This is a genomic window from Streptomyces sp. NPDC090022 (genome assembly GCF_044748145.1).
Classification (GTDB): domain Bacteria; phylum Actinomycetota; class Actinomycetes; order Streptomycetales; family Streptomycetaceae; genus Streptomyces.
In genome coordinates, this window is sequence record NZ_JBIVFN010000034.1 from 1 (window position 1) to 22,310 (window position 22,310).

The 22,310-nt window shown below is 72.7% G+C and carries 20 protein-coding genes, 1 tRNA gene and 1 pseudogene; 10 read left to right on the forward strand and 12 right to left on the reverse strand.

The window, feature by feature from the left end:
- The coding region (locus tag ACIPXB_RS34160) for a homocysteine S-methyltransferase family protein (RefSeq protein WP_401456381.1) at window positions 1–821 on the reverse strand (821 nt) is incomplete at its 3' end.
- A gap of 253 nt (window positions 822–1,074) precedes the next feature.
- Between ACIPXB_RS34160 and ACIPXB_RS34165 the strand changes: the two genes are divergently transcribed.
- The 5 genes from ACIPXB_RS34165 (at window position 1,075) to ACIPXB_RS34185 (ending at window position 7,287) form a co-directional block, all read left to right on the forward strand.
- Window positions 1,075–1,842 carry an IclR family transcriptional regulator gene (locus tag ACIPXB_RS34165; RefSeq protein WP_401456384.1) on the forward strand — a complete coding sequence of 256 codons (768 nt, stop codon included), beginning with the start codon at window positions 1,075–1,077 and terminating at the stop codon, window positions 1,840–1,842.
- 338 nt (window positions 1,843–2,180) lie between these two features.
- On the forward strand, window positions 2,181–2,969 hold the full coding sequence (locus ACIPXB_RS34170; protein WP_401456386.1) for an MIP/aquaporin family protein: 789 nt from the start codon (window positions 2,181–2,183) through the stop codon (window positions 2,967–2,969).
- A 43-nt stretch (window positions 2,970–3,012) separates the two neighbouring features.
- Window positions 3,013–4,536 (forward strand): glycerol kinase GlpK, encoded by a 1,524-nt coding sequence (glpK, locus tag ACIPXB_RS34175; protein WP_401456388.1) that lies wholly within the window; start codon window positions 3,013–3,015, stop codon window positions 4,534–4,536.
- A gap of 38 nt (window positions 4,537–4,574) precedes the next feature.
- Complete coding sequence (locus tag ACIPXB_RS34180) at window positions 4,575–6,182, forward strand: FAD-dependent oxidoreductase (RefSeq protein WP_401456391.1); 1,608 nt, start codon at window positions 4,575–4,577, stop codon at window positions 6,180–6,182.
- Window positions 6,183–6,309: 127 nt separating this feature from the next.
- Entirely contained in the window at window positions 6,310–7,287 is a 978-nt protein-coding gene (locus tag ACIPXB_RS34185) for a PAC2 family protein (RefSeq protein ID WP_401456394.1), read from the forward strand.
- 106 nt (window positions 7,288–7,393) lie between these two features.
- On the opposite strand, the gene mshC is transcribed toward ACIPXB_RS34185, so the two are convergent.
- The 4 genes from mshC to ACIPXB_RS34205 form a co-directional block, all read right to left on the reverse strand.
- The gene (gene mshC / locus ACIPXB_RS34190; protein WP_401456397.1) at window positions 7,394–8,623 is read right to left on the reverse strand and encodes a cysteine--1-D-myo-inosityl 2-amino-2-deoxy-alpha-D-glucopyranoside ligase; all 1,230 of its coding nucleotides are present in this window, start codon (window positions 8,621–8,623) and stop codon (window positions 7,394–7,396) included.
- Window positions 8,624–8,733: 110 nt separating this feature from the next.
- On the reverse strand, window positions 8,734–9,579 hold the full coding sequence (locus tag ACIPXB_RS34195; protein ID WP_401456398.1) for an SCO1664 family protein: 846 nt from the start codon (window positions 9,577–9,579) through the stop codon (window positions 8,734–8,736).
- Window positions 9,543–10,133 (reverse strand): DUF3090 domain-containing protein, encoded by a 591-nt coding sequence (locus tag ACIPXB_RS34200; RefSeq protein ID WP_401456399.1) that lies wholly within the window; start codon window positions 10,131–10,133, stop codon window positions 9,543–9,545. The genes ACIPXB_RS34195 and ACIPXB_RS34200 overlap by 37 nt, the downstream gene beginning before the upstream one ends.
- A gap of 77 nt (window positions 10,134–10,210) precedes the next feature.
- Entirely contained in the window at window positions 10,211–10,927 is a 717-nt protein-coding gene (locus ACIPXB_RS34205; protein WP_401456401.1) for a histidine phosphatase family protein, read from the reverse strand.
- Window positions 10,928–11,007: 80 nt separating this feature from the next.
- On the opposite strand from ACIPXB_RS34205, the gene corA reads away from it, so the two are divergent.
- A complete protein-coding gene (gene corA, locus ACIPXB_RS34210) occupies window positions 11,008–12,000 on the forward strand; it encodes a magnesium/cobalt transporter CorA (protein WP_401456403.1) in 993 nt (330 codons plus the stop codon).
- Window positions 12,001–12,049: 49 nt separating this feature from the next.
- Here the strand turns inward: corA and ACIPXB_RS34215 are convergent, their stop codons facing one another.
- Window positions 12,050–12,838 (reverse strand): ferritin-like domain-containing protein, encoded by a 789-nt coding sequence (locus tag ACIPXB_RS34215; protein WP_401456404.1) that lies wholly within the window; start codon window positions 12,836–12,838, stop codon window positions 12,050–12,052.
- A gap of 246 nt (window positions 12,839–13,084) precedes the next feature.
- Entirely contained in the window at window positions 13,085–14,134 is a 1,050-nt protein-coding gene (locus tag ACIPXB_RS34220) for an LLM class F420-dependent oxidoreductase (protein WP_401456406.1), read from the reverse strand.
- Between the two features lie 98 nt (window positions 14,135–14,232).
- Here ACIPXB_RS34220 and ACIPXB_RS34225 point away from each other — a divergent pair, with 98 nt between their 5' ends.
- Complete coding sequence (locus ACIPXB_RS34225; protein WP_401456408.1) at window positions 14,233–15,216, forward strand: aldo/keto reductase; 984 nt, start codon at window positions 14,233–14,235, stop codon at window positions 15,214–15,216.
- A complete protein-coding gene (locus ACIPXB_RS34230; protein WP_401456411.1) occupies window positions 15,213–17,996 on the forward strand; it encodes an ATP-binding domain-containing protein in 2,784 nt (927 codons plus the stop codon). The genes ACIPXB_RS34225 and ACIPXB_RS34230 overlap by 4 nt, the downstream gene beginning before the upstream one ends.
- Before the next feature lie 57 nt (window positions 17,997–18,053).
- Here ACIPXB_RS34230 and ACIPXB_RS34235 read toward each other — a convergent pair whose 3' ends face one another.
- The gene (locus ACIPXB_RS34235) at window positions 18,054–18,752 is read right to left on the reverse strand and encodes a hypothetical protein (RefSeq protein WP_401456413.1); all 699 of its coding nucleotides are present in this window, start codon (window positions 18,750–18,752) and stop codon (window positions 18,054–18,056) included.
- 47 nt (window positions 18,753–18,799) lie between these two features.
- Between ACIPXB_RS34235 and ACIPXB_RS34240 the strand changes: the two genes are divergently transcribed.
- Window positions 18,800–18,988 carry a DUF5703 family protein gene (locus ACIPXB_RS34240; protein WP_030163089.1) on the forward strand — a complete coding sequence of 63 codons (189 nt, stop codon included), beginning with the start codon at window positions 18,800–18,802 and terminating at the stop codon, window positions 18,986–18,988.
- A 69-nt stretch (window positions 18,989–19,057) separates the two neighbouring features.
- Here ACIPXB_RS34240 and ACIPXB_RS34245 read toward each other — a convergent pair whose 3' ends face one another.
- From ACIPXB_RS34245 to ACIPXB_RS34260, 4 genes and pseudogenes are all read right to left on the reverse strand, one after another.
- Window positions 19,058–19,249, reverse strand: a complete 192-nt coding sequence (locus ACIPXB_RS34245; protein ID WP_401456526.1) for a hypothetical protein — start codon at window positions 19,247–19,249, stop codon at window positions 19,058–19,060.
- A 438-nt stretch (window positions 19,250–19,687) separates the two neighbouring features.
- Window positions 19,688–19,933: pseudogene (locus ACIPXB_RS34250) on the reverse strand (chaplin); the annotation flags it as partial.
- A 135-nt stretch (window positions 19,934–20,068) separates the two neighbouring features.
- A complete protein-coding gene (chpH, locus tag ACIPXB_RS34255; protein WP_401456415.1) occupies window positions 20,069–20,302 on the reverse strand; it encodes a chaplin ChpH in 234 nt (77 codons plus the stop codon).
- A 136-nt stretch (window positions 20,303–20,438) separates the two neighbouring features.
- Window positions 20,439–21,764 (reverse strand): M20/M25/M40 family metallo-hydrolase, encoded by a 1,326-nt coding sequence (locus ACIPXB_RS34260; protein WP_401456417.1) that lies wholly within the window; start codon window positions 21,762–21,764, stop codon window positions 20,439–20,441.
- 186 nt (window positions 21,765–21,950) lie between these two features.
- On the opposite strand from ACIPXB_RS34260, the gene ACIPXB_RS34265 reads away from it, so the two are divergent.
- A tRNA-Leu gene (locus ACIPXB_RS34265) sits at window positions 21,951–22,038 on the forward strand.
- The last annotated feature ends 272 nt before the right edge of the window (window positions 22,039–22,310 follow it).

Below are 22,310 nucleotides of genomic sequence, written 5' to 3' on the forward strand. Positions count from 1 at the left end.
CCGTCCTTGGTCAGGACCGGCAGGCCGGCGTTCGGCATGCAGGACAGCGGGATCCGGGCGTTGCGCGCCAGATACCGCAGGTGCTCGCTCATCTCGGCGGGGCCGGTGGCGCAGTTCAGGCCGATCATGTCGATGCCCAGCGGCTCCAGCGCGGTGAGGGCCGCGCCGATCTCGGAGCCGAGCAGCATGGTGCCGGTGGTCTCGACGGTGACCGAGCAGATCAGCGGGACGCTGACGCCCAGGGCGTCCATGGCGCGGCGGGCGCCGATGATGGAGGACTTGGTCTGGAGGAGGTCCTGGGTGGTCTCCACGAGCAGGGCGTCGGCGCCGCCGGCGAGCAGGCCCTCGGCGTTGATCTGGTAGGCGTCACGGATCGTCGCGTAGTCGACGTGCCCCAGCGTGGGCAGCTTGGTGCCCGGGCCCATGGAGCCGAGCACCCAGCGCTGCTGCCCGGTCTCGGCGGTGAACCGGTCGGCGACCTCCCGGGCGATCCGCGCCCCGGCCTCGGCCAGCTCGAAGTTGCGTTCGACGATCTCGTACTCGGCGAGCGCGGCGTAGTTGGTGCCGAAGGTGTTGGTCTCCACGCAGTCCACGCCGGCCCCGAAGTAGGCCTCGTGCACCGAGCGGACGATGTCGGGACGGGTGACGTTGAGGATCTCGTTGCAGCCCTCGAGCTGCTGGAAGTCCTCCAGCGTGGGGTCCTGCGCCTGGAGCATCGTTCCCATGGCTCCGTCGGCGACCACCACGCGGGTGGCGAGTGCCTGCCGGAGGGCATCGGCCCGGGTCTGGGTGTCAGCGGGCGGGTTCGGCGACGAGGCCATGGTTGAGCTCCCTGGTGTGCGACGGCTGTCGGCTTTACGCCCTTCTCCAAGGACGTACGCGGTCAGGGTAACCGCGCAGGCTGCGGCCCGGTGAGGGCGTCCCACGGGCCGGACGGCATCCTGTGCTCGGGGGGTGGCCGGATCGGCGTGGTCTTGACAGACTTTCCCCACCATGCACGAAGTCGGCATGGACCGATAGAGTTCGGCATTGTCGAACCCGATTTGTATGAGCAGGCTTCACAGGAGGCTGTCGATGGCACGGAACATCCAGTCGCTCGAGAGAGCTGCTGCGATGCTGCGACTGCTGGCCGGCGGTGAGCGCCGGCTGGGCCTCTCCGACGTGGCCTCCTCCCTGGGCCTGGCGAAGGGAACCGCGCACGGCATCCTGCGGACCCTCCAGGCCGAGGGCTTCGTGGAGCAGGACCCGGTCTCGGGGCGGTACCAGCTCGGCGCGGAGCTGCTGCGCCTGGGCAACAGCTATCTGGACGTGCACGAGCTGCGCGCCCGCGCGCTGGTGTGGACCGACGACCTGGCCCGGGCCAGCGGCGAGAGCGTGTACGTGGGCGTCCTGCACCAGCAGGGGGTGCTGATCATGCACCACGTGTTCCGGCCGGACGACAGCCGTCAGGTGCTGGAGGTGGGGGCCATGCAGCCGCTGCACTCCACCGCCCTGGGCAAGGTGCTCTCGGCCTTCGACCCGGTCGCGCACAGTGAGGTCGTCGAGGGCGAGCGCGCGGCCTTCACCCCGCGGACCGTCACGGACCTGACCGGCTTCGAGGGCATCCTGGACCTGACGCGGGCCCGCGGCTGGGCCGCGGACGTCGAGGAGACCTGGGACGGCATCGCCTCGGTGGCGGCGCCCATCCACGACCGGCGCAGGATGCCGGTCGGCGCGGTCGCCGTCGCCGGCGCCGTGGAGCGCGTCTGCGGGGACCGGGGCGAGCCCCGGGCGACCCTGGTGGCGTCCGTACGGGACTGCGCACGGGCGGTTTCACGCGATCTCGGCGCGGGCCGGTTCTGACCTTCCCCTTGTCACTCAGCGGCTCTTTTTGTCACTCAGCGGCTCCTTCGGAGCCGCTTTGTGCGTTCTTGAGGCCCGTTCCTGACTACAGGATGGCTGGATTTGGTCGATCGTACCTAGTGGTAACGATCCGGCAATCCGGCTCGACCGGCTCTTGACGCAGTCTTCACCTGGGCGAAAAACTGCCGTTCATCGGTCGGCATTGTCGAACACCTACCGGCAATACGCGCTAGGGTGTGACAAGCCAGGGCCGAAAAAGCACTCACCGAGTGCGCGGTGCACTGGAAGGGACCCGGTGTTTCCGCTCACCCCCTGGACGTAGGACAAAGGAGTCGCGGGTGTCCAGCTCCGACATCTTCATCGGCGAGACCATCGGTACCGCCGTACTCATCCTTCTCGGCGCCGGCGTCGTCGCCGCCGTCGTGCTCAAGCGCTCGAAGGCGCAGAACGCGGGCTGGCTGGCGATCACCTTCGGGTGGGGCTTCGCGGTCATGACCGCCGTCTACATGACCGGCACCCTCTCCGGCGCCCACCTCAACCCCGCCGTCACCGTCGGCATCGCGATCAAGGACGGCGACTGGAGCAACGTTCCGGTCTACATCGCCGGCCAGATGCTCGGCGCCATGATCGGTGCCGCACTGGCCTGGGTGGCCTACTACGGCCAGTTCAAGGCGCACCTCACCGACCCGGAGATCGTGGCCACCAAGTCCGAGCACGCGGGGCTGGTCGACCAGAAGACGGAGCCGAACGCCGGCCCGGTGCTCGGTGTCTTCTCCACCGGCCCCGAGATCCGCAACGTGTGGCAGAACCTCGCCACCGAGATCATCGGCACCCTGGTGCTCGTGCTCGCGGTGCTCGCCTACGGCCTCAACGACAGCGGCAAGGGCCTGGGCCTCCTCGGCGGCCTGATCGTCGCCTTCACCGTGGTCAGCATCGGCCTCTCCCTCGGTGGTCCGACCGGCTACGCCATCAACCCGGCGCGCGACCTCGGTCCGCGTATCGTGCACGCGCTGCTGCCGCTGCCGAACAAGGGCGGCTCCGACTGGGGCTACGCCTGGATCCCCGTCGTCGGCCCGCTGATCGGCGGAGCCCTCGCCGCGGGTATCTACAACCTCGCGTTCGTCTAAGCCGTTCGCCCACCGGACCCCGGACCTCCCAGGAGCAGCCATCATGACCAGCAGCACCGGCCCGTTCATCGCCGCGATCGACCAGGGCACCACCTCCTCCCGCTGCATCGTGTTCGACCGCGACGGCCGCATCGTCGCCGTCGACCAGAAGGAGCACGAGCAGATCTTCCCGAAGCCGGGCTGGGTCGAGCACGACGCCACCGAGATCTGGACCAACGTCCAGGAGGTCGTCGCCGGCGCCATCGCCAAGGCCGAGATCACCGCGGCCGACGTCAAGGCCGTCGGCATCACCAACCAGCGCGAGACCACCGTCCTGTGGGACAAGAACACCGGTGAGCCGGTGCACAACGCGCTGGTGTGGCAGGACACCCGTACCGACGCCCTGTGCAAGGAGCTCGGCCGCAACGTCGGCCAGGACCGCTTCCGCCGCGAGACCGGCCTGCCGCTCGCGTCGTACTTCGCGGGCCCGAAGGTCCGCTGGCTGCTCGACAACGTCGAGGGCCTGCGGGCGCGCGCCGAGGCCGGCGACATCCTCTTCGGCACCATGGACTCGTGGGTCATCTGGAACCTCACCGGCGGCGTGAACGGCGGTGTGCACGTCACGGACGTCACCAACGCCTCGCGCACCATGCTGATGAACCTGCACACCCTGGCCTGGGACCCGAAGATCGCGGAGTCCATGGACGTCCCGGTCAACGTCCTGCCCGAGATCCGCTCCTCCGCCGAGGTCTACGGCGAGGTCAAGGACGGCGTCCTCGCCGGGGTCCCGGTCGCCTCCGCGCTCGGTGACCAGCAGGCCGCCCTCTTCGGCCAGACCTGCTTCGCCGAGGGCGAGGCCAAGTCCACCTACGGCACCGGCACGTTCATGCTGATGAACACCGGCGACAAGGTCATCAACTCCTACAGCGGCCTGCTGACCACGGTCGGCTACCAGATCGGCGACCAGAAGCCGGTCTACGCCCTGGAGGGCTCCATCGCCGTCACCGGCTCGCTCGTCCAGTGGATGCGCGACCAGATGGGCCTGATCAAGTCCGCGGCCGAGATCGAGACCCTGGCCTCCTCCGTCGAGGACAACGGCGGCGCGTACTTCGTGCCCGCCTTCTCCGGCCTGTTCGCCCCGTACTGGCGCTCCGACGCCCGCGGTGTGATCGCCGGCCTCACCCGGTACGTCACCAAGGCGCACATCGCCCGTGCCGTCCTGGAGGCCACCGCCTGGCAGACCCGTGAGATCACCGACGCCATGACCAAGGACTCGGGCGTCGAGCTCGCGGCCCTGAAGGTCGACGGCGGCATGACCTCCAACAACCTGCTGATGCAGACCCTCTCGGACTTCCTGGACGCCCCCGTGGTCCGTCCGATGGTCGCCGAGACCACCTGCCTCGGTGCCGCCTACGCCGCCGGCCTGGCCGTCGGCTTCTGGCCCGACACCGACGCGCTGCGCGCCAACTGGCGCCGGGCCGCGGAGTGGACCCCGCGGATGCCGGCCGACCAGCGGGAGCGCGAGTACAAGAGCTGGCTCAAGGCCGTTGAGCGGACCATGGGCTGGGTCGACGACGACGCCAGCTGACCGCACCAGCTGACGCAAGCGACGAGGAGCTAAGAGATATGAGCAGCCTGCAGAGCGTTCCCGCCCTGGGCACGCACCCGACCGCCGGCCTGAACGCGAGCCGGGCCGAGACCCGCGAGCAGCTGGCGAAGGCCACGTACGACCTCCTGGTCATCGGCGGCGGCATCCTGGGCACCTCGGTGGCCTGGCACGCCGCCCAGTCGGGTCTGCGGGTCGCCATGGTGGACGCCGGCGACTTCGCCGGCGCCACCTCCTCGGCCTCCTCGAAGCTGGTCCACGGCGGCCTGCGCTACCTGCAGACCGGCGCGGTCAAGCTGGTCGCCGAGAACCACCACGAGCGCCGGGTGCTGGCCAAGGACGTGGCCCCGCACCTGGTCAACCCGCTCACCTTCTACCTGCCGGTCTACAAGGGCGGACCGGTCGGTGCGGCCAAGCTGGGCGCGGGCGTCTTCGCCTACTCCGCCCTCTCGGCCTTCGGCGACGGCATGGGCAAGGTCATATCCCCGGCCCGTGCCGTCGCCGACAACCCCGGTCTGAAGACCGACAACCTCAAGGCCGTCGCGGTCTACTACGACCACCAGATGAACGACTCCCGCGTGGCCGTCATGACGGTCCGCGCGGCCGTCGAGTCGGGCGCGGTCGTCCTCAACCACGCCGAGGTCACCGGCCTGCGCATGACGCACGGCCGGGTCTCGGGCGCCGAGCTCAAGGACCGCCTGGACGGCACCGAGTTCGGCATCGACGCGCGCGTCGTGCTGAACGCCACCGGCCCGTGGGTGGACCACCTGCGGCGCATGGAGGACAAGCACTCGATGCCGTCGATCCGCCTCTCCAAGGGCGCGCACATCGTGATGAAGCGCAAGTCGCCCTGGAAGGCCGCCATGGCCACCCCGATCGACAAGTACCGCATCACCTTCGCCCTCCCGTGGGAGGACCAGCTGCTGCTCGGTACGACCGACACGCAGTACGAGGGCGACCCGGCGGACGTCAGGGCCACCGAGGCCGACATCCAGCAGATCCTGGACGAGGCCGCGTTCTCCATCAAGGACACCGACCTCGACCGCTCCCTGATGACCTACGCCTTCGCCGGCCTGCGGGTGCTGCCCGGCGGCCCCGGCAACGTGGCCCAGGCCAAGCGCGAGACGGTCGTCACCGAGGGCCGCGCCGGCATGCTGTCGGTGGCCGGCGGCAAGTGGACGACGTACCGTCACATCGGCCGTGTGGTCATGGACAAGCTGGCCAAGCTCCCCGGCAGCCCGCTGACCGACGACATGGAGCCGGTGAAGTCGCTGGTGCGCCGCGTCCCGCTGCCCGGTGTCGCCAACCCCAACGCGGTCGCGCACCGGCTGCTGGTGGACCGTGAGCCGGGCATGCGGATGGACCCGCTGACCGCGCGCCACCTGGCCTCGCACTACGGCTCGCTGGCCTTCGACATCGCCCGCCTCGTCAACGAGGACCCCTCGCTCGGCGAGCGGATCCACGAGGACGGCCCCGAGATCTGGGCGCAGGTCGCGTACGCCCGTGACTACGAGTGGGCCCGGACGGTCGACGACGTGCTGCGCCGCCGCACCACGGTGACGATCCGCGGCCTCGACGACGACGCCGTGCGCAGCCGTGTGGAGGACATGCTGGGCCGTAAGGCATAGCACGTGTGATCCATGGGCAGGGGGCGGTTCCGGGAACGGGACCGCCCCCTGTCGCGGTCTGTGGGACCGGTCGTATCAAGGCTTAGGCTGACCCACGTACGCAAGGGAACTTCGGAAGGAGACCTGGGTGATCGAGCTTGAGGGCGTGCCCGAGCTGATCGACCCGGTCATGGTGGCCGCGTTCGAGGGCTGGAACGACGCGGGTGACGCCGCGTCCGGTGCGGTCGCGCACCTGGACCGCGAGTGGAAGGGCGAGGTCTTCGCGGCGCTGGACGCCGAGGACTACTACGACTTCCAGGTCAACCGGCCCACGGTGTGGCTGGACAACGGGGTACGCAAGATCACCTGGCCGACGACGCGGCTGTCGGTGGTCCGCGTGGGCGGTGCGAAGCCGCGCGATCTGGTGCTGGTGCGGGGGATCGAACCGTCCATGCGGTGGCGGTCGTTCTGCAACGAGATCCTGGGCTTCGCCCACGAGCTGGGCGTGGAGATGGTCGTCGTCCTGGGCGCGCTGCTGGGCGATACGCCGCACACGCGCCCGGTGCCGGTGAGCGGGGTGACCTCGGACCCGGACCTGGCGCAGCGGCTGGACCTGGAGGAGACCCGCTACGAGGGGCCGACGGGCATCGTCGGCATCCTCCAGGAGGCGTGCACGCACGCGGGCGTGCCGGCGGTCTCGCTGTGGGCGGCGGTGCCGCACTACGTGTCGCAGCCGCCGAACCCGAAGGCGACGCTGGCGCTGCTGAACCGGCTGGAGGATCTGATCGACATGCGGATCCCGCTGGGCGAACTCCCCGAGGACGCCCGGGCGTGGCAGCTGGGCGTGGACCAACTGGCCGCGGAGGACAGCGAGGTGGCCGAGTACGTGCAGACGCTGGAGGAGGCCCGGGACACCGCGGACCTGCCGGAGGCGTCGGGCGAGGCCATCGCCCGCGAGTTCGAGCGGTACCTGCGGCGCCGGGACCCGGCCCCGGAGCCGGGCGCGCCGGACGGCTCGTACTTCCGCGACCCCGCCAGCGGCGGCGGCCGGGCGGCCCAGCCCCGGCCGAGGCCCGAGGAGGGCCCGTCGGCGGCGGAGGACGACCCGTCGAACCCGGACGCCTAGCCGCGTCCGCGGGGTGCACGGGAACGCCGGTGGGGCCGCACGCGACGCGTGCGGCCCCACCGGCGTTCTGGCGTTCAGGCGTTCAGGAACCCGGGCCCCGTAGCCGCTAGAGCGCGACGCCCAGGAGGGCGTCCACCGTGCGGGAGACCAGGCCCGGGGCCGACTCGTCCGAGCCGCCCTCGGAGATCTGGCGGTCGGCCCAGCGGTCCACCGCCGCCAGGGCGGCCGGGGCGTCCAGGTCGTGGGCCAGGGCCGTACGGACCTCCTCGACCAGCGCGTCCGCGGACGGGCCGTCCGGACGGGACACCGCCGCGCGCCAGCGGTCGAGGCGGGCGACCGCCTGGGCGAGGACCTCGTCGGTCCACTCCCAGTCCGCGCGGTAGTGGTGCGAGAGCAGCGCGAGGCGGATCGCGACCGGGTCCACGCCCGAGCGGCGCAGCGCCGAGACGAAGACCAGGTTGCCCTTGGACTTCGACATCTTCTCGCCGTGCAGGGCCACCATGCCGGCGTGCACGTAGGCCTTGGCCATCGGGAACTCGCCCGTCAGCACCTGGGCGTGCGAGGCGCCCATCTCGTGGTGCGGGAAGGCCAGGTCGGAGCCGCCGCCCTGGATGTCGAAGCCCATGCCCAGGTGGTCCAGGGCGATCGCCACGCACTCGATGTGCCAGCCCGGCCGGCCCCGGCCCAGCGAGGCGCCGTCCCAGCTCGGCTCGCCCGGCCGCGCGGCCATCCACAGCATCGGGTCGAGCGGGTTCTTCTTGCCCGGACGGTCCGGGTCGCCGCCCCGCTCGGCGGACAGCAGCCGCATCGCGTCGGCGTCCAGCCCGGAGACCGCGCCGAAGTGCGCGTCGGACTCCACCGAGAAGTAGACGTCGCCGTCCAGCTCGTACGCCGCACCCGCGTCGCGCAGCCGCTCGACCAGCGGCACGATGCCGGGTATGGCCTCGACGGCGCCGATGTAGTGCCGCGGCGGCAGCATCCGCAGGGCGGTCATGTCCTCGCGGAAGAGGGTGGTCTCGCGTTCGGCGAGCTCGGTCCAGTCGTGGCCGTCCCGCAGCGCCCGCTCCAGGAGCGGATCGTCGACGTCCGTGACGTTCTGGACGTAGTGGACCTGCCGCTTGGTGTCGAGCCACACGCGCTGCACGAGGTCGAACGCGTTGTAGGTCGCCGCGTGACCCATGTGGGTCGCGTCGTACGGGGTGATGCCGCAGACGTAGATACGGGCGACGGGACCGGGGTCGAGGGTGACCAGACCGCCGGTCGCGGTGTCGTGGATCTGGAGGTCGCGGCCCTTGCCGGGCAGGGCGGGGACCTCAGAAGCGGGCCAGGCATGCATGTGTCGAGCCTAACCGGACGGATGTTCCGTAAACGAACCGGACCAGCACTGTTGTCCTGATCGGCGCTCTTGCGATCCGTCCGGCCGTGTGCAGGGGGCCCCGCCGCAGCTCAGACGGGTGGCCAGGGGATCGCCGGCCACTGTCCGGAGGGCTGCGGGTGCACTCCGGTGCGCAGGAGTACGGCCACCCGGTCCCGCAGGGCGTCGAGCTCGGCCGGTGTGATCAGTTCGGCCAGCCGGGTGGCCAGCGGCCCGCCCTCGGCCAGCTGTCCGGCCAGCCGGCCCAGCACCTCGCGGGCCTCGTCGGTCAGCGGCTCCCCCGCCCAGCCCCACAGCAGGGTCCGCAGCTTGTCCTCGGCGTGGAAGGTGACGCCGTGGTCGATGCCGTAGAGCCGGCCGCCGGGCGCGGGCAGCAGGTGGCCGCCCTTGCGGTCACCGTTGTTGATCACGGCGTCGAGGACGGCGAGCCGGCGCAGCCGCTCGTCGTCGGCGTGCACCAGCAGCGCGGTGCGGCCCTCGCCGACCTCGGCGAAGGCGACCGGCCGCCACCCCTCCCCCGCATCCTCGCCCTCGACGAGCGCGAGGAGGGACTGCTCCGGCTCCTCCTCGTCGGAGGTGATCCAGTGCTGGACCATGCCCTCGCCGTACGGGCCGTCGCGCAGCACGGTGGCGGGCACCAGGCCCCAGCCGGTGGCCTCGGAGACCAGGTAGGCGGCGCGCTCGCGCTGCGCGAGGGTACCGTCGGGGAAGTCCCACAGCGGCCGCTCGCCCTTGACCGGCTTGTACACGCACTCCACGGCGGCGCCGTCGAGGGTGGCGGTGCACAACAGGACGGCGTTGGAGGCCTCGCGGATCCGGCCGCGGACGGTGAGCTCGCCCTGGGCGAGGAGCTCCTCGATGGAGGTGGAGGTCACGGCGGTCACACCTGACGCCGGTAACCGTTCTGGCGCGGACACACATGTCCTTCCGGGTCCAGGGGCAGGCTGCACAGCGGGCACGGCGGCCGGCCGGCGTTGACGACGTCCAGGGCGCGCTTGGCGAAGGCGCGGGCCTGCGCCCCGGTCAGGCGGACCCGCAGCATCGGCGGGCCGTTCTCCTCGTCCTGGAGCAGGCGTTCCTCGGCCTCGGCGAGGTCCTCCGCGGAGTCCGCGTCGAGCTCGACGAGCGCCTGCGCCTCGACGATCATGCGCTGTTCCTCGCCGTCCCAGGCCAGCGCCATGGTGCCGACCCGGAACTCCTCGTCGACGGGTACGTCCAGCGGGGCGGTGTCGGCGGCCTCGGCGGGGGCGACGGCGGGCACCGGGGCGTTGCCGCCGGTGCGCCGGACGACCTCGTCGAGGAGCTCCTCCATCCGCTCGGCGAGGGCCGCCACCTGGGTCTTCTCCAGCGACACGCTGGTGACCCGGGGGCCGGAGGAGGCCTGGAGGAAGAACGTACGCCGACCAGGCAGACCGACCGTACCGGCCACGAAGCGGTCCGGCGGGTCGTAGAGGAACACCTGACGGGGCACGTCCAGTCTCCAAGTCTCGGCGGCAGGGGCGGGGCTGCGCACGCGGGTCGGTCAGTCCACCCTACTGCGCCCTTGGATCACGCCGCGCCCGCGCCGCCGCCCACGACCGCGTTGCCGCCGTCTTCGGTGGCTTTGTCCGCCGCGGCGGCGGTGTCGGCCCGGGGCGGGGCGAGGGTGGCGAAGTCTCCCGTGTCACCCAGGCGCAGCAGGAAGGGGCGGGTGGGGCTGTAGCGGATGGCGGTGACGGAGCAGGGGTCGACGTGGATGCGCTGGAAGAGGTCCAGGTGCATGCCGAGGGCGTCCGCGACAAGGGACTTGATGATGTCGCCGTGCGAGCACATCAGGTAGACGGCGTCGTCGCCGTGCTCGCGCGCGATCCGCGCGTTCCACTCGTGTACGGCGTCCACGGCGCGCGCCTGCATGGCGCGCATGGACTCGCCGCCGGGGAACACGGCCCCGGACGGGTGCTGCTGGACGATCTTCATCAGGGGTTCGTCGGCGAGTTCGGAGAGCTTGCGGCCCGACCAGTCGCCGTAGTGGCACTCGCCGATCCGCTCCTCGGTGTGCACCGCCAGCCCGGGCCGGGCCGCCAGCAGCGGTTCGAGGGTCTGCCGGCAGCGTTCGAGCGGGCTGGTGACGGCGGCGGCCAGCGGCAGCCCGGCGAGCCGTCCCGGGAGCGCGGCGGCCTGCTCGGCCCCGCGCTCGTCCAGGGTGACGCCGGGCGTCCACCCGGCGAGGAGTCCCGCGGTGTTGGCGGTGGACCGCCCGTGTCGTACGAGGATCAGCGTGGCCATGGCGCCCAGCGTAGGCCAGGGCCCCGCGCGGCGGGGGCCGCGGCCGCGGCGGTGTACGGGCGGGGGCCGGGCAGGGAAGAATGCCCCGCGTGATGGTGGACTGCGCGATGTACAAGGACGGCCGGCGCACGCAGGGGCCGGAGGACTTCTCCGACGCCCTCGACGAGGCACGGGCGAGCGGTGACGCCTTCCTGTGGGTCGGCATGCACGAGCCGACGGAGAAGGAATTCGAGCACGTCAGCGAGGAGTTCGGGCTGCACCCGCTGGCCGTCGAGGACGCGCTGACCGCGCACCAGCGGCCGAAGCTGGAGGTCTACGACGACTCGATGTTCGTCGTCCTGAAGCCGGTCGTGTACGACGACGACCTGGACACGGTGTCCACCGGCGAGCTGATGGTCTTCATCGGCGACTCGTTCGTGGTCACCGTCCGGCACGGCGAGGGCGGCGCGCTGGCCGCCGTACGCAGTCGGCTGGAGCGGGAGCCGGAGGTGCTGCGGCACGGTCCGACGGCGGTGCTGTACGCGGTGTCCGACGCGGTGGTGGACCACTACATCGAGGTGGCGGCCGAGCTCCAGGCGGACCTGGAGGAGCTGGAGGCGGAGGTGTTCGCGCCGAACGCCACCGACAGCAAGAGCGTCGCGTCGCGGATCTACGGCTTCAAGCGGCAGGTGCTGGAGTTCCGCCGGGCGACCAGCCCGCTGCTGGTGCCGATGAACCGGCTCGCGTTCGGGTCGCTGCCGTTCGTGGACGATCATGCGCGGCCGTTCTTCCGGGACGTCGCCGACCACCTGACGAAGGCGAACGAGTACATCGAGGGCCTGGACCGGCTGCTGTCGGACGCGCTGGCGGCGCATCTGGCGCAGATGGGCGTGCGGCAGAACGACGACATGCGCAAGATCTCGGCGTGGGCGGCGATGGCGGCCGTGCCGACGATGGTGGCGGGGATCTACGGCATGAACTTCGACCACATGTGGGAGCTGCGCCGGCCCTGGGGCTACCCGGTCGTGGTGCTGCTGATGGTCGTGGCGTGCCTGGGCCTGCACCGGATGTTCAAGCGCCGCGGCTGGCTGTAGCCGGCCGGGGCCCGGTGTCCGCCCGCGGTCGACGACGGCTCCGGCGGCCTCAGGCGAACTCGGGCGCGGTGGTCGCCGGCCCGCCCAGGGCGTCGCGCCGCTCGGGCATCTCCAGGCTCACCATCCGGTGCCAGCCGGCGAGGCGCTCGTACGCGTACATGCCGCGGATCCCGGTGGCCAGCGCCGCCGACTTGGCCCTCGGCCAGTGCAGCAGCCGGCCCATGTGGGCCATGACCGCCAAGCTCACGTCCCGGTGGATGGCGATCTCGGCGAGTGCGCTCTCGCGCAGCACCGCGGCGATGGTGCGGCCGTGGCCCGCCCGGTTCAGGCGCAGCAACTCCTCGTGGCAGTAGGCGAGGTGGTTGTCCTCGTCCTTGCTGATCAGGCGGATGGCCCTGCCGAGCTCGGGGTGCTCCCCGAAGTGCGTGACCAGCATGTCCATCTGGTCGGCGGCGCGCTGCTCGGTGACGCGGCTGTGGGCGAGGTAGACCACGATGTCCCGCTCTGTCAGCGGGTCGCCACGGCGCAGCTTGGCGTGCGGCAGGCCGATGCCGCGCCGCTCCAGCAGCATCGTGTAGTCGGTCTCGGGCGGCACGGGTACGGGCGGCAGGCCGCGCCTGCGCAGCAGGGCGTTGAAGATCCGGCCGTGCTTGTCCTCGTCGGCGCCGTGCCGGGCGATCTTCGGTGCCATGTCGCGCATGCTGTCCGGGACCAGGGCGGCGATCCGGGCGTTCTCCCAGCCGCCCTGGGTCTCGCCGCTGGCGGCGATGGAGCAGAACAGCTGGAAGGCGTCGTCGTTGTCGACGATCTCCTGGAACAGGCTGCGGGCAGAGAGCATGGGCCACCTCCGGACGTCGTACGCACTCACTCAAATCCGGATCGAGGAGGGCGGCAACCCGATGAGTCGTACGACTCGGCCGTATGCGGGACGCGAAGGCGTGCGCGCGGGCGCGTAACCCGGCGGGTGCCGCGCGCGTTGTTGACTGTGCCGGCCGTGGCGGGGAAGACCCCCGAGCCCCCACCACGGCCGCAGACGTGCCCGGGGCGGTCAGGGGGTGTCCGCCCCTGATCCGCCGGACACCCCCTACGCGAGGCCGGCCAGTTCCAGGGCCTCGGTGCCGGCCCGCAGGGCGGCGAGGCGCTCGTCCAGGGTGAACCCGGCCGGGGCGAGCGTGAGGGTGGTGACCCCGGCCGCGGCGTAGGCCTTCATCCCGTCGGCGATCCGCTCCACGGAACCCAGCAGGGTGGTGGAGTCGATCAGCGAGTGCGGGACCGCGGCCGCCGCGCCCTGCTTGTCGCCGGCGAGGTACTTGTCCTGGATCTCGGCGGCTTCCTTCTCGTAGCCCATGCGGCAGGCGAGCTGGTTGTAGAAGTTCTGCTTGCGGCTGCCCATGCCGCCGACGTACAGCGCGGTGTACGGGCGGAACATGTCGGCGAGCGCGCCCACGTCGTCGCCCAGCGCCAGCGGCACGGTCGGGCAGACGTCGAAGCCGTCCATCGTCAGGCCGGCCTTCTCGCGGCCCGCGCGGATGTGGGTGAGCGCGGTCGCCTCGAGGTGCTCGGCGGCCGGGAAGATCAGCAGCGCGCCGTCGGCGATCTCGCCGGTCTGCTCCAGGTTCTTGGGGCCGATGGCGGCGATGTAGAGCGGGATGTGCGGCCGGGTGGGGTGCACGGTCAGCTTCAGCGGCTTGCCCGGGCCGCCGGGCAGCGGCAGGGTCCAGTGCTCGCCGTCGTGGGTCAGGCGCTCGCGGCTCATGGCCTTGCGGACGATCTCGACGTACTCGCGGGTGCGGGCGAGCGGCTTGTCGAACTTCACGCCGTACCAGCCCTCGGAGACCTGCGGGCCGGAGACGCCCAGGCCCAGGCGGAAGCGGCCGCCGGAGAGCGAGTCGAGGGTGGCGGCGGTCATGGCCGTCATGGCGGGCTGGCGGGCCGGGATCTGCAGGATGGCCGAGCCCACGTCGATGCGCTCGGTCTGGGCGGCGACCCAGGCGAGCACGGTGGGCGCGTCCGAGCCGTACGCCTCGGCGGCCCAGCAGACGTCGTAGCCGAGCCGGTCGGCCTCCTGGGCGACGGCGAGGTTGTCGGCGTCCATGCCCGCGCCCCAGTAGCCGAGATTGATGCCGAGTCGCATGTTTCGTCCCCTTGCGTGTACTGGTCAGTAACGTCGGTATCGGGGGACTGTAGCGCGCCAGGGTCCCATCCGTCAGTGCCCCAGTAGTCTCAGCGCTCATGGAGCAGAGGCATCTCGGCCGCACCGGCCTGCGCGTGTCCCGGATCGGCCTCGGCACCCTGACCTGGGGCCGGGACACCGGGGAGGAGGCCGCGGCCGGACTGTTGAAGACCTTCTGGGAGGCCGGCGGCACCCTGGTGGACACGGCGGACGTGTACGGGGGCGGCGAGGCGGAGTACCTGCTCGGGCGGCTGGTCGGCGGCCTGGTCCCGCGGCGGGACCTGGTGCTGGCGACGAAGGCGGGCAGCGTACGCGATCCCGACCGGCGGGTGGACGGCTCGCGGGGGTACCTGCTGGCGGCGCTGGACGCGTCGCTGGCGCGGCTGGGCACGGACTACGTCGACCTGTGGCAGGTCCACGCCTTCGACCCGGCGACCCCGCTGGAGGAGACCCTGCAGGCACTGGACATCGCGGTCGGCAGCGGGCGGGCGCGGTACGCGGGGGTGGCGGGGTTCTGCGGCTGGCAGTTGGCGAAGGCGGCGACGTGGCAGCTGGCGGCGCCGGGCGTACGGACCCGGCTGGCCGCCACGCAGATGGAGTACTCGCTGCTCCAGCGGGGCGTGGAACGGGAGGTGCTGCCCGCCGCGCTGGACCTGGGCGTGGGGCTGCTCCCGTCGTCGCCGCTGGGGCGCGGGGTGCTGACGGGCAAGTACCGGGACGGCACCCCGGCGGACTCGCGGGCCGCGTCGGAACGGATGGCGGGCTTCGTCGACCCGTACCTGGACGAGGCGGCGGGCCGGATCGTCGACGCGGTCGTCACGGCAGCCCACGGCCTGGCGGTGACCCCGCTCCAGGTGGCCCTGGCCTGGCTGCGCGACCGTCCGGGCGTGGCCGCGCCGGTGGTCGGCGCGCGGACGTCGGCGCAGCTCAGCGAGGCGTTGTCGGTGGAGGCCCTTAGTCTTCCCGAGGAGATCTGCCAGGCGCTGGACGACGTATCGGCGCCCGTGCACCGCTACCCCGACCAGGACTGGAGCACCCTGTGAGCACGGACCGCACGGACGCGCCCCCCGCGACGGCGGACACCCCACCCCCGACGGGCGACGCCACGCGTGCCTCCGGGGAGGCCGAGACCGCCGACGCCAGGCGTGCGCCCGGGGAGGCGCACGGGGACGGGGACGGGACCCCGGGTCCGCGGCCCGAGGACACCCCGCCCGCGCCCGGCACCGGCGCCCGGTCGAGTGCCGGCACCACCACCGACGCGGCCGGCGGGGCAGCGGAGGGCGCCGGTGGCGTGGCGGCGACGGGCGCCGACGCGTCGGCTGCCGACGACGAAACGGCGGGCGCTGGCGGCGCGGCAGACGGTGGCGAGGCGACGGACCACGACGTGGCGGACAGTGGCGACATGACGGACGGCGACGCGACTGCCGGCACCGGCGCCGCCGACAGCGGCGCCGGTGGCCCGGGATCGGAGCGGGCCGGGGACGGCGCGGCCGACAGTGACGACGCGGACAGCGACGCGGCGGACGGCGACGACACGGCGGACAGCGACGCGGCTGGCGGCCACGCGGCCGCCGGCGACGCGGCTGTCGGCAACCGCGCAGCGGACGGCGACGACACGGCGGACAGCGACGCGGCTGCCGGCCACGCGGCCGCCGGCAACCGCGCAGCGGACGGCGACGACACGGCGGACAGCGACGCGGCTGGCGGCCACGCGGCTGCCGGCGGCGGCGCGGCGGGCGGTGGTGACGGTGGTGGGCTCAGTGAGGCCGAGGCCGAGCTGGCCGCGCAGAAGGTGGAGCGGGAGCGGATCGCGCGGCGCAAGGCCGAGCGGACCGCGCCGATCGAGGCGGGCGCCAAGCTCAGCGGCCGGGCCGCCGATCTGCTGGCCGCCGTACGGGCCGTCGAGAGCGGCGAGAAGCCCTCGGTCTACTTCGACGAGGCCCCGGCCGCGCCCGCCCGCCGGGCCGCCGCCGCGGCTCCCGCGCGTACCGTCCCCACCACCCCCGCCCCCGGACCCGCCGCCCCGGCCGCCGGGACCGTCGACGCGGTACGGGCCGTCCTGACCCGCGGCGGAGCCCCCGAGGCGCTGGCGCTCCGCGCCGCCGAGACCCTAGGCGAAGGCGCGGCGGCGGAGCTCGCGGACGACCCCTGGCGGCTGCTGGCCGTCACCGGCGTGCGGCCCGCCCAGGCCGACGGGTTCGCCCGGGCCCTGCTCGGCGCCGCGGCCGGCCCGGGCGACGGGCGCCGCACCACCGCGCTCGTCGGCTGGCTGCTGGCCCAGGCCGCCCTCAAGGGCCACACCGCGCTGGAGGCCCCGGTCCTGCACGGCGCGCTCGCGCAGTACGCCGTACCCGACCCCGAGGAGGCCCTCGAACAGACCATCGGTGACGGCACGGTGCTGGTCTTCCCGGAGCCCGTCGGCGACCCCGTCCCCGAGGGCGAGGAGCAGCCCGTACGCCTGCTGGTCGGCCTGGAGGGCGCCGCGCTGGCCGAGGAGAGCCTGGCCGACGGGCTGGCCCGGCTGATCAACACCTTCGACGCGGAGGCCGCCGCCGGCGACCCCGCCGCATGGGCGAAGGCGGCCGACGCGGCCCCGACCCGGTCCGCCGCCGAACTCGTCCGTGCCGCGGCCGCCCACGGCCTGGTCACCCACACCGGCGGCGAGGCCGCCCGCGCCGAGTCCCTGGCCCTGCTCGCGGCCGCCCGTGACCTGGGCCTGCGCGCCTGGCTGGCCACCCACACCGCGGCCGGCCGCGACCGGCTGGCCGCCGGCCACGGCGCCCCGGACGGCCAGGACGGCCCGGACGGCCAGGACGGCCAGGGCGCTCCGGACGGCTTCGCCACCGTCGCCGGGCTGCTGACCGGCACCGAGGGTCCGGGGCGCGACGGCGAGGGCCAGTTCCCGCTCGACCTGCTCCTCGTCCTCGACGCGCCGCAGCTCGACGTCGAGACCGCCGCCGCGCTCGTCGAAGCGGTACCGGACGGCGCCCGGCTGGTGCTGTCCGGGGACCCCGCAGTGCTCGGATCCGCCGGCCCCGGGCGGGTGTTCGCCGACGTGCTCGCCGCCCGCGCCTGCCCGCAGCTCGTCTCCCGGACGCCCGACCCCGGCCCGATCGGCGAGCTGGTCTCCGGCGTGGGCATCGGCGAGCTCTACCAGGTGGAGGCCCCCGGCAAGGAGGTCGTCATCGTCCCGGTGCGCGACGCCGGCGAGGCCGTGCACCGCACGGTGCAGCTGGTCTCCGAGTCCGTGCCGCGTGCCTTCGGCCTCCCGCCGGAGGGCGTGCAGGTGATCACGCCCGGGCACGGCGGGGCCGCCGGCACCCGCGCGCTGAACGCCGCACTCAAGGAGCGCCTCAACCCCGGCCCCGGCCGGTTCGGCGGGTTCGACCCGGAGGACCGGATCGTCTACGTGCCCGCCCCCGGCCGCGCGCTGCCGGGCCGGGTCGTCTCGGCCGACGCCGACGGGCTGCACCTCGACTGCGCCGGAGCCCCGGGCGGGCGGGTCGTCGTACCGAAGGACCGGGTGGAGCAGGCCGTACGGCACGGCTGGGCCATGACCGCCCACCAGGCCGTCGGCAGCCGCTGGCCGGCCGTGGTCGTGGTGCTGCCGGGCGACGCGGCGGACGCGCTGTCGCGGGACTGGGTCTACACGGCGTTCGGCCGGGCCGAGCGGCACCTGTCCGTCGTGCACGGCGTGGACCAGGCGCTGCCGCGCGCGGTGGCCGAGGTGCTGCCGAGGCCCCGGACCACCCGGCTGACGGGCCTGCTGCGGACGCTGATGGCCGCGGCGGCGGCCGAGGAGGGCGCGCAGCAGCAGTCGTAGCCGGAGCCGACGGCCGCCTGCTGCCCCGCAGGGCGCAGGCGGCCACCGGCGCGGACGTCAGCGCTCGGCGGCCAGCTCCAGACCGTCGTCGTCGTGATCGTGACCGTCGTGATCGTCGTGGCCGTCCTCGTCGTGGTCGTCACGGTCGTCGTCGTACGGCTCGTCGTCGAACACGGCGCTGACGTCGAAGCGGTGCAGCACGGTCTCGGGGTCGGCCTGGTCGAAGGGCGCGGCCAGCCACTCCCCCGGTTCCGGGACCTCCTCCAGTGCCGCCACCCAGAGCGTGGAGTCGCCCTCCTCCAGCCCGAACTCCTTGTAGCGCGTGGCGATCTCGTCCGCCTCGTACTCCCCGAAGAGCACTCCGAGCGCGCCCGCCGTGCCGCCGTCGTGGAGGAGATCGGCGTCACGGTCGTGCGCGGCGACCCGCTCCGCCTGCGCGATCAGCCGCTGCGGTTCCGCGACCGAGTAGTCGCGGCGGATCAGCACGCTGAAGGCGGTGGGCTCGGCCGGTCCGGTGTACGGGACACCGTCCTCGGTGTCCGGGATCTCGAAGGGGATGACCTCGTCGTACGCCTCGTAGAGGAGTTCGTCGTACGCCTCGGCCGACGCGGCGAGCTCGTTGAACGCGGCCTGGACGGCCGGGTCCTTGGCCCCGGAGCGGCTCTCGACCGCCGCCAGGTGACGGTCCAGCGCGGCCTTGACCGCCTCGGCGGCGGCGCGTACCTCGGCAACGGTGGGCAGAGCGGCATCAGACATAGTGCAGACGCTATCCGTAGCGGGCCCGTGCCCGCACAATAGATGCGATGCCGGAATACGAATTTGTCGACGTGTACGTGCCGCGCGGGGTGCCTCGCAAGGAGGCGACCCGCCTGCTGACCGACCATGCCGAGTACGGGAACTGGGAGCTGGACCGGCTGACGCTGCTCCGGGACGGCAGTCGCCGTGTGCGGCTGCGCCGCCGGATCATCCGTCAGGTCCGCGCCACCTGGTAGCCGGGGCGGCCGCGGGCCGCTCGGCGAACGCGGGCCCCGGTCGGACGGGGCCCGCGTCATGGGCTGCCGTCAGACGGCGTCGCCGTGCGCCCCGCGGGCGCGCCGGTAGAGCACGGCACCGGCGAGCAGCATCCCGCCGGCGAGCGGGACGGCCACGCCGAGCGCACCGCCGCCCCCGGTCTCGGCGAGCTCCCCGCTCCCGGGTCCGGTCCCGGTCCCCGTTCCGGTGCCGGTCCCGCCGGGGTGCGTCACGGGCGTCATCGCCCCACCGGTACCGGGGTTCCCCCCGGGACCACCCGGCGTACCGGGCTGCCCGGGAGTGCCGGGGTTGCCGGGCTGCCCGGGGTTACCGGGGTTACCGGGGTTACCGGGCGTGCCAGGGTTGCCCGGCGTACCGGGCTGACCCGGCGTACCGGGGTTCCCAGGAGTCCCAGGAGTCCCAGGGTTGCCGGGGGTACCCGGGTTACCCGGGTTGCCGGGCGTACCCGGATTGCCGGGGTTCCCCGGATGCCCCGGGGTACCGGGGTTGCCCGGGTGACCCGGGTGGCCGGGGTGCCCCGGCTCGCAGTCGTCGGGGTTACCCGGCCCACCAGGCCCGCCCGGGTGCCCCGGGTGCCCGGGCTGACCCGGGTGCCCCGGCTGACCCGGCTTCGGCTTGCCGCCTCCGCCTCCACTGCCACCCCCGTGGTTCCCGCAGTGGTTGCCGAACGCCGGGTTCAGCAGGCCGACCACGTCGACCGTGTTCCCGCACACGTTCACCGGTGCGTCCACCGGGGCCTGGACGGTGTTCCCGGACAGCACGCCCGGGGAGTTCGCGGTCCGTCCGTGGGCCGAGGCCCCGGACCCGCCGTTCGCGTGCGCGTTCGCGTACCCCCCGCCCAGCGCGAGCACTCCGCCCGCCGCCGCCATGGTGATCAGCGTCTTCCTGGCGACCTCTCGTCGCATCACTGAATCTCTCCCCCTGCTCTGCTCATGTGCGCAACGCCGTCACAACCGACGTCGAAAAGATGGAGAAATGCCGAAATGCCCGACGGCCCCGGAACGCTGGAGTGCGTTCCGGGGCCCGGGACTTCGCTTGCGTCAGTTGTTGATGCAGACGTTGCCGAACGCCGGGTTCAGCAGGCCGACCACGTTGATCGTGTTGCCGCACACGTTCACGGGGATGTGGACCGGGACCTGGACGACGTTGCCGGAGAGCACGCCGGGGGAACCGACGGCCGCACCCTGGGCGCCGGCGTCGGCGACAGCCAGGCCCGCACCCGCGAGCACCAGACCACCGGTGGCGGCCGCGGCAGCGACAACCTTCTTGATCATTGTTCCTCCTAGTAGGCAATGCGGTCCCAGCCGCGGACCGCACCACCTGTAACGAGGAGGTCCCACCAGGGCTACGAGCGTATGAGCGCATTCACTCTTCTCAGTGGAATGCGCACACTTTCCCGATTCCCGGCCGTTAGGCCTCGTCGATGAACCGGTCGAGCACCCGTACGCCGAACTTCAGGCCGTCCACCGGAACCCGCTCGTCCACCCCGTGGAACATGCCGGCGAAGTCCAGCTCGGGCGGCAGCTGCAGCGGGGCGAAGCCGAAGCAGCGGATGCCGAGGTCGTCGAAGGACTTGGCGTCGGTACCGCCGGAGAGCATGTACGGAACCGCGCGCGCGATCGGGTCCTCGGCCCCCAGGGCACTCTGCATGGCATCGACCAGGCGGCCGTCGAAGTCCGTCTCCAGGGCCTTGTCCCCGTGGACGTCCTCGCGCTTGACGCGCGGGCCGAGGATCCGGTCGAGGTCGGCCAGGAACTCCTGCTCGTAGCCCGGCAGGAAGCGGCCGTCCACGTGCGCGGTGGCCTGCCCGGGGATCACGTTGACCTTGTAGCCGGCGCCCAGCATGGTCGGCGCGGCGGAGTTGCGCAGGGTGGCGCCGACCATCTTGGCGATGCCGCCGAGCTTGGCGAGCGTCTCGTCCATGTCGTCCGGGTCCAGCGGCGTGCCGAGCGCGTCGGAGAGCTCGTCGAGGAAGGACCGTACGGTCTTGGTGACCCGTACCGGCCACTGGTGGCGGCCGAGCCGGCCGACCGCCTCGCACAGCTCGGTGATCGCGTTGTCGGTGTTGGTCATGGAGCCGTGGCCCGCGGTGCCCTCGACGGTGAGCCGCATCCAGTGCATGCCCTTCTGGGCGGTCTCGACCAGGTAGAGCCGCAGGTTCTCGTTGACGGTGAAGGAGAAGCCGCCGACCTCGCCGATCGCCTCCGTCACCCCCTCGAAGAGCCCGGGGTGCTTGTCCACCAGGTGGCGGGCCCCGTACAGCCCGCCCGCCTCCTCGTCGGCGAGGAACGCCAGCACGATGTCGCGGGGCGGCTTGCGGCCGCTGCGCATCCGGTCGCGGACGACCGCCAGGGTCATCGCGTCCATGTCCTTCATGTCGACCGCGCCACGCCCCCACACGCAGCCGTCGGCGATCTCGCCGGAGAACGGGTCGTACGTCCAGTCGGCCGCGTTGGCCGGCACGACGTCCGTGTGGCCGTGGATCAGCAGCGCCGGCCGCGAGGGGTCCTCGCCCTCGATGCGGGCCACCGTCGAGGCCCTGCCCTTGTGCGACTCGAAGATCTGCGGCTCCAGCCCCACCTCGGCGAGCTTCTCGGCGACCCACTCGGCCGCCTTGCGCTCACCGGGACCGGAGTGGTCGCCGTAGTTGCTGGTGTCGATCCGGATGAGGTCACGGCAGAGGTCGACGACCTCGTCCTCGCCGGTGACGGTCCTGCCCGTGCTCGACTCGCTCACGCTGCTTCCTCCCAGTGATCGACTGGCCGCTCCCGGCCTTCCCTCCATCCTCACCCCCGGAACCGGTCTCCCCAAGGGGATACCCGGCCGACGGCCTGCGGACATCCCCGTGATCGGGGCACTCCGAATCCCTGGTAATGTTCTCTTCGTCGGAGCGGCCCGCGAGGGACGCGAGACAGACACCTTGTCCGGGTGGCGGAATGGCAGACGCGCTAGCTTGAGGTGCTAGTGCCCTTTATCGGGCGTGGGGGTTCAAGTCCCCCCTCGGACACCAGCTGAGACCCCACTTCATGTGGGGTTTTCTGCTTTTCTGGGCGGTGGCGTGACCAACCACGTGACCAACGGCCCAGCGATTCCCCAGGTCAGACCAGGGATGACAGGCCGAGTCGGCCCGCTCCGGAGGCGGCGAGCTTCCGCGCTCCGTCCTTCCGTGAGTGCCCGTACCGGGCCATGGTGTAGCCCGGCGAGTGGTGCCGGACGTTCGCGGAGACCTCTACCGGGTTCTCCCCGGCCTCCAGGTCATTCGTGACCTTGCTGTGCCTCCAG

Coding starts and splice junctions, on each gene's coding strand:
- ACIPXB_RS34165 (WP_401456384.1), top strand. CDS start 1,075: ATGGCACGGAACATCCAGTCGCTCGAGAGAGCTGCTGCGATGCTGCGA.
- glpK (WP_401456388.1), top strand. CDS start 3,013: ATGACCAGCAGCACCGGCCCGTTCATCGCCGCGATCGACCAGGGCACC.
- ACIPXB_RS34180 (WP_401456391.1), top strand. CDS start 4,575: ATGAGCAGCCTGCAGAGCGTTCCCGCCCTGGGCACGCACCCGACCGCC.
- mshC (WP_401456397.1), bottom strand. CDS start 8,623: ATGCATGCCTGGCCCGCTTCTGAGGTCCCCGCCCTGCCCGGCAAGGGC.
- ACIPXB_RS34205 (WP_401456401.1), bottom strand. CDS start 10,927: ATGGCCACGCTGATCCTCGTACGACACGGGCGGTCCACCGCCAACACC.
- corA (WP_401456403.1), top strand. CDS start 11,008: ATGCCCCGCGTGATGGTGGACTGCGCGATGTACAAGGACGGCCGGCGC.
- ACIPXB_RS34215 (WP_401456404.1), bottom strand. CDS start 12,838: ATGCTCTCTGCCCGCAGCCTGTTCCAGGAGATCGTCGACAACGACGAC.
- ACIPXB_RS34220 (WP_401456406.1), bottom strand. CDS start 14,134: ATGCGACTCGGCATCAATCTCGGCTACTGGGGCGCGGGCATGGACGCC.
- ACIPXB_RS34225 (WP_401456408.1), top strand. CDS start 14,233: ATGGAGCAGAGGCATCTCGGCCGCACCGGCCTGCGCGTGTCCCGGATC.
- ACIPXB_RS34235 (WP_401456413.1), bottom strand. CDS start 18,752: ATGTCTGATGCCGCTCTGCCCACCGTTGCCGAGGTACGCGCCGCCGCC.
- ACIPXB_RS34240 (WP_030163089.1), top strand. CDS start 18,800: ATGCCGGAATACGAATTTGTCGACGTGTACGTGCCGCGCGGGGTGCCT.
- ACIPXB_RS34245 (WP_401456526.1), bottom strand. CDS start 19,249: ATGACGCCCGTGACGCACCCCGGCGGGACCGGCACCGGAACGGGGACC.
- chpH (WP_401456415.1), bottom strand. CDS start 20,302: ATGATCAAGAAGGTTGTCGCTGCCGCGGCCGCCACCGGTGGTCTGGTG.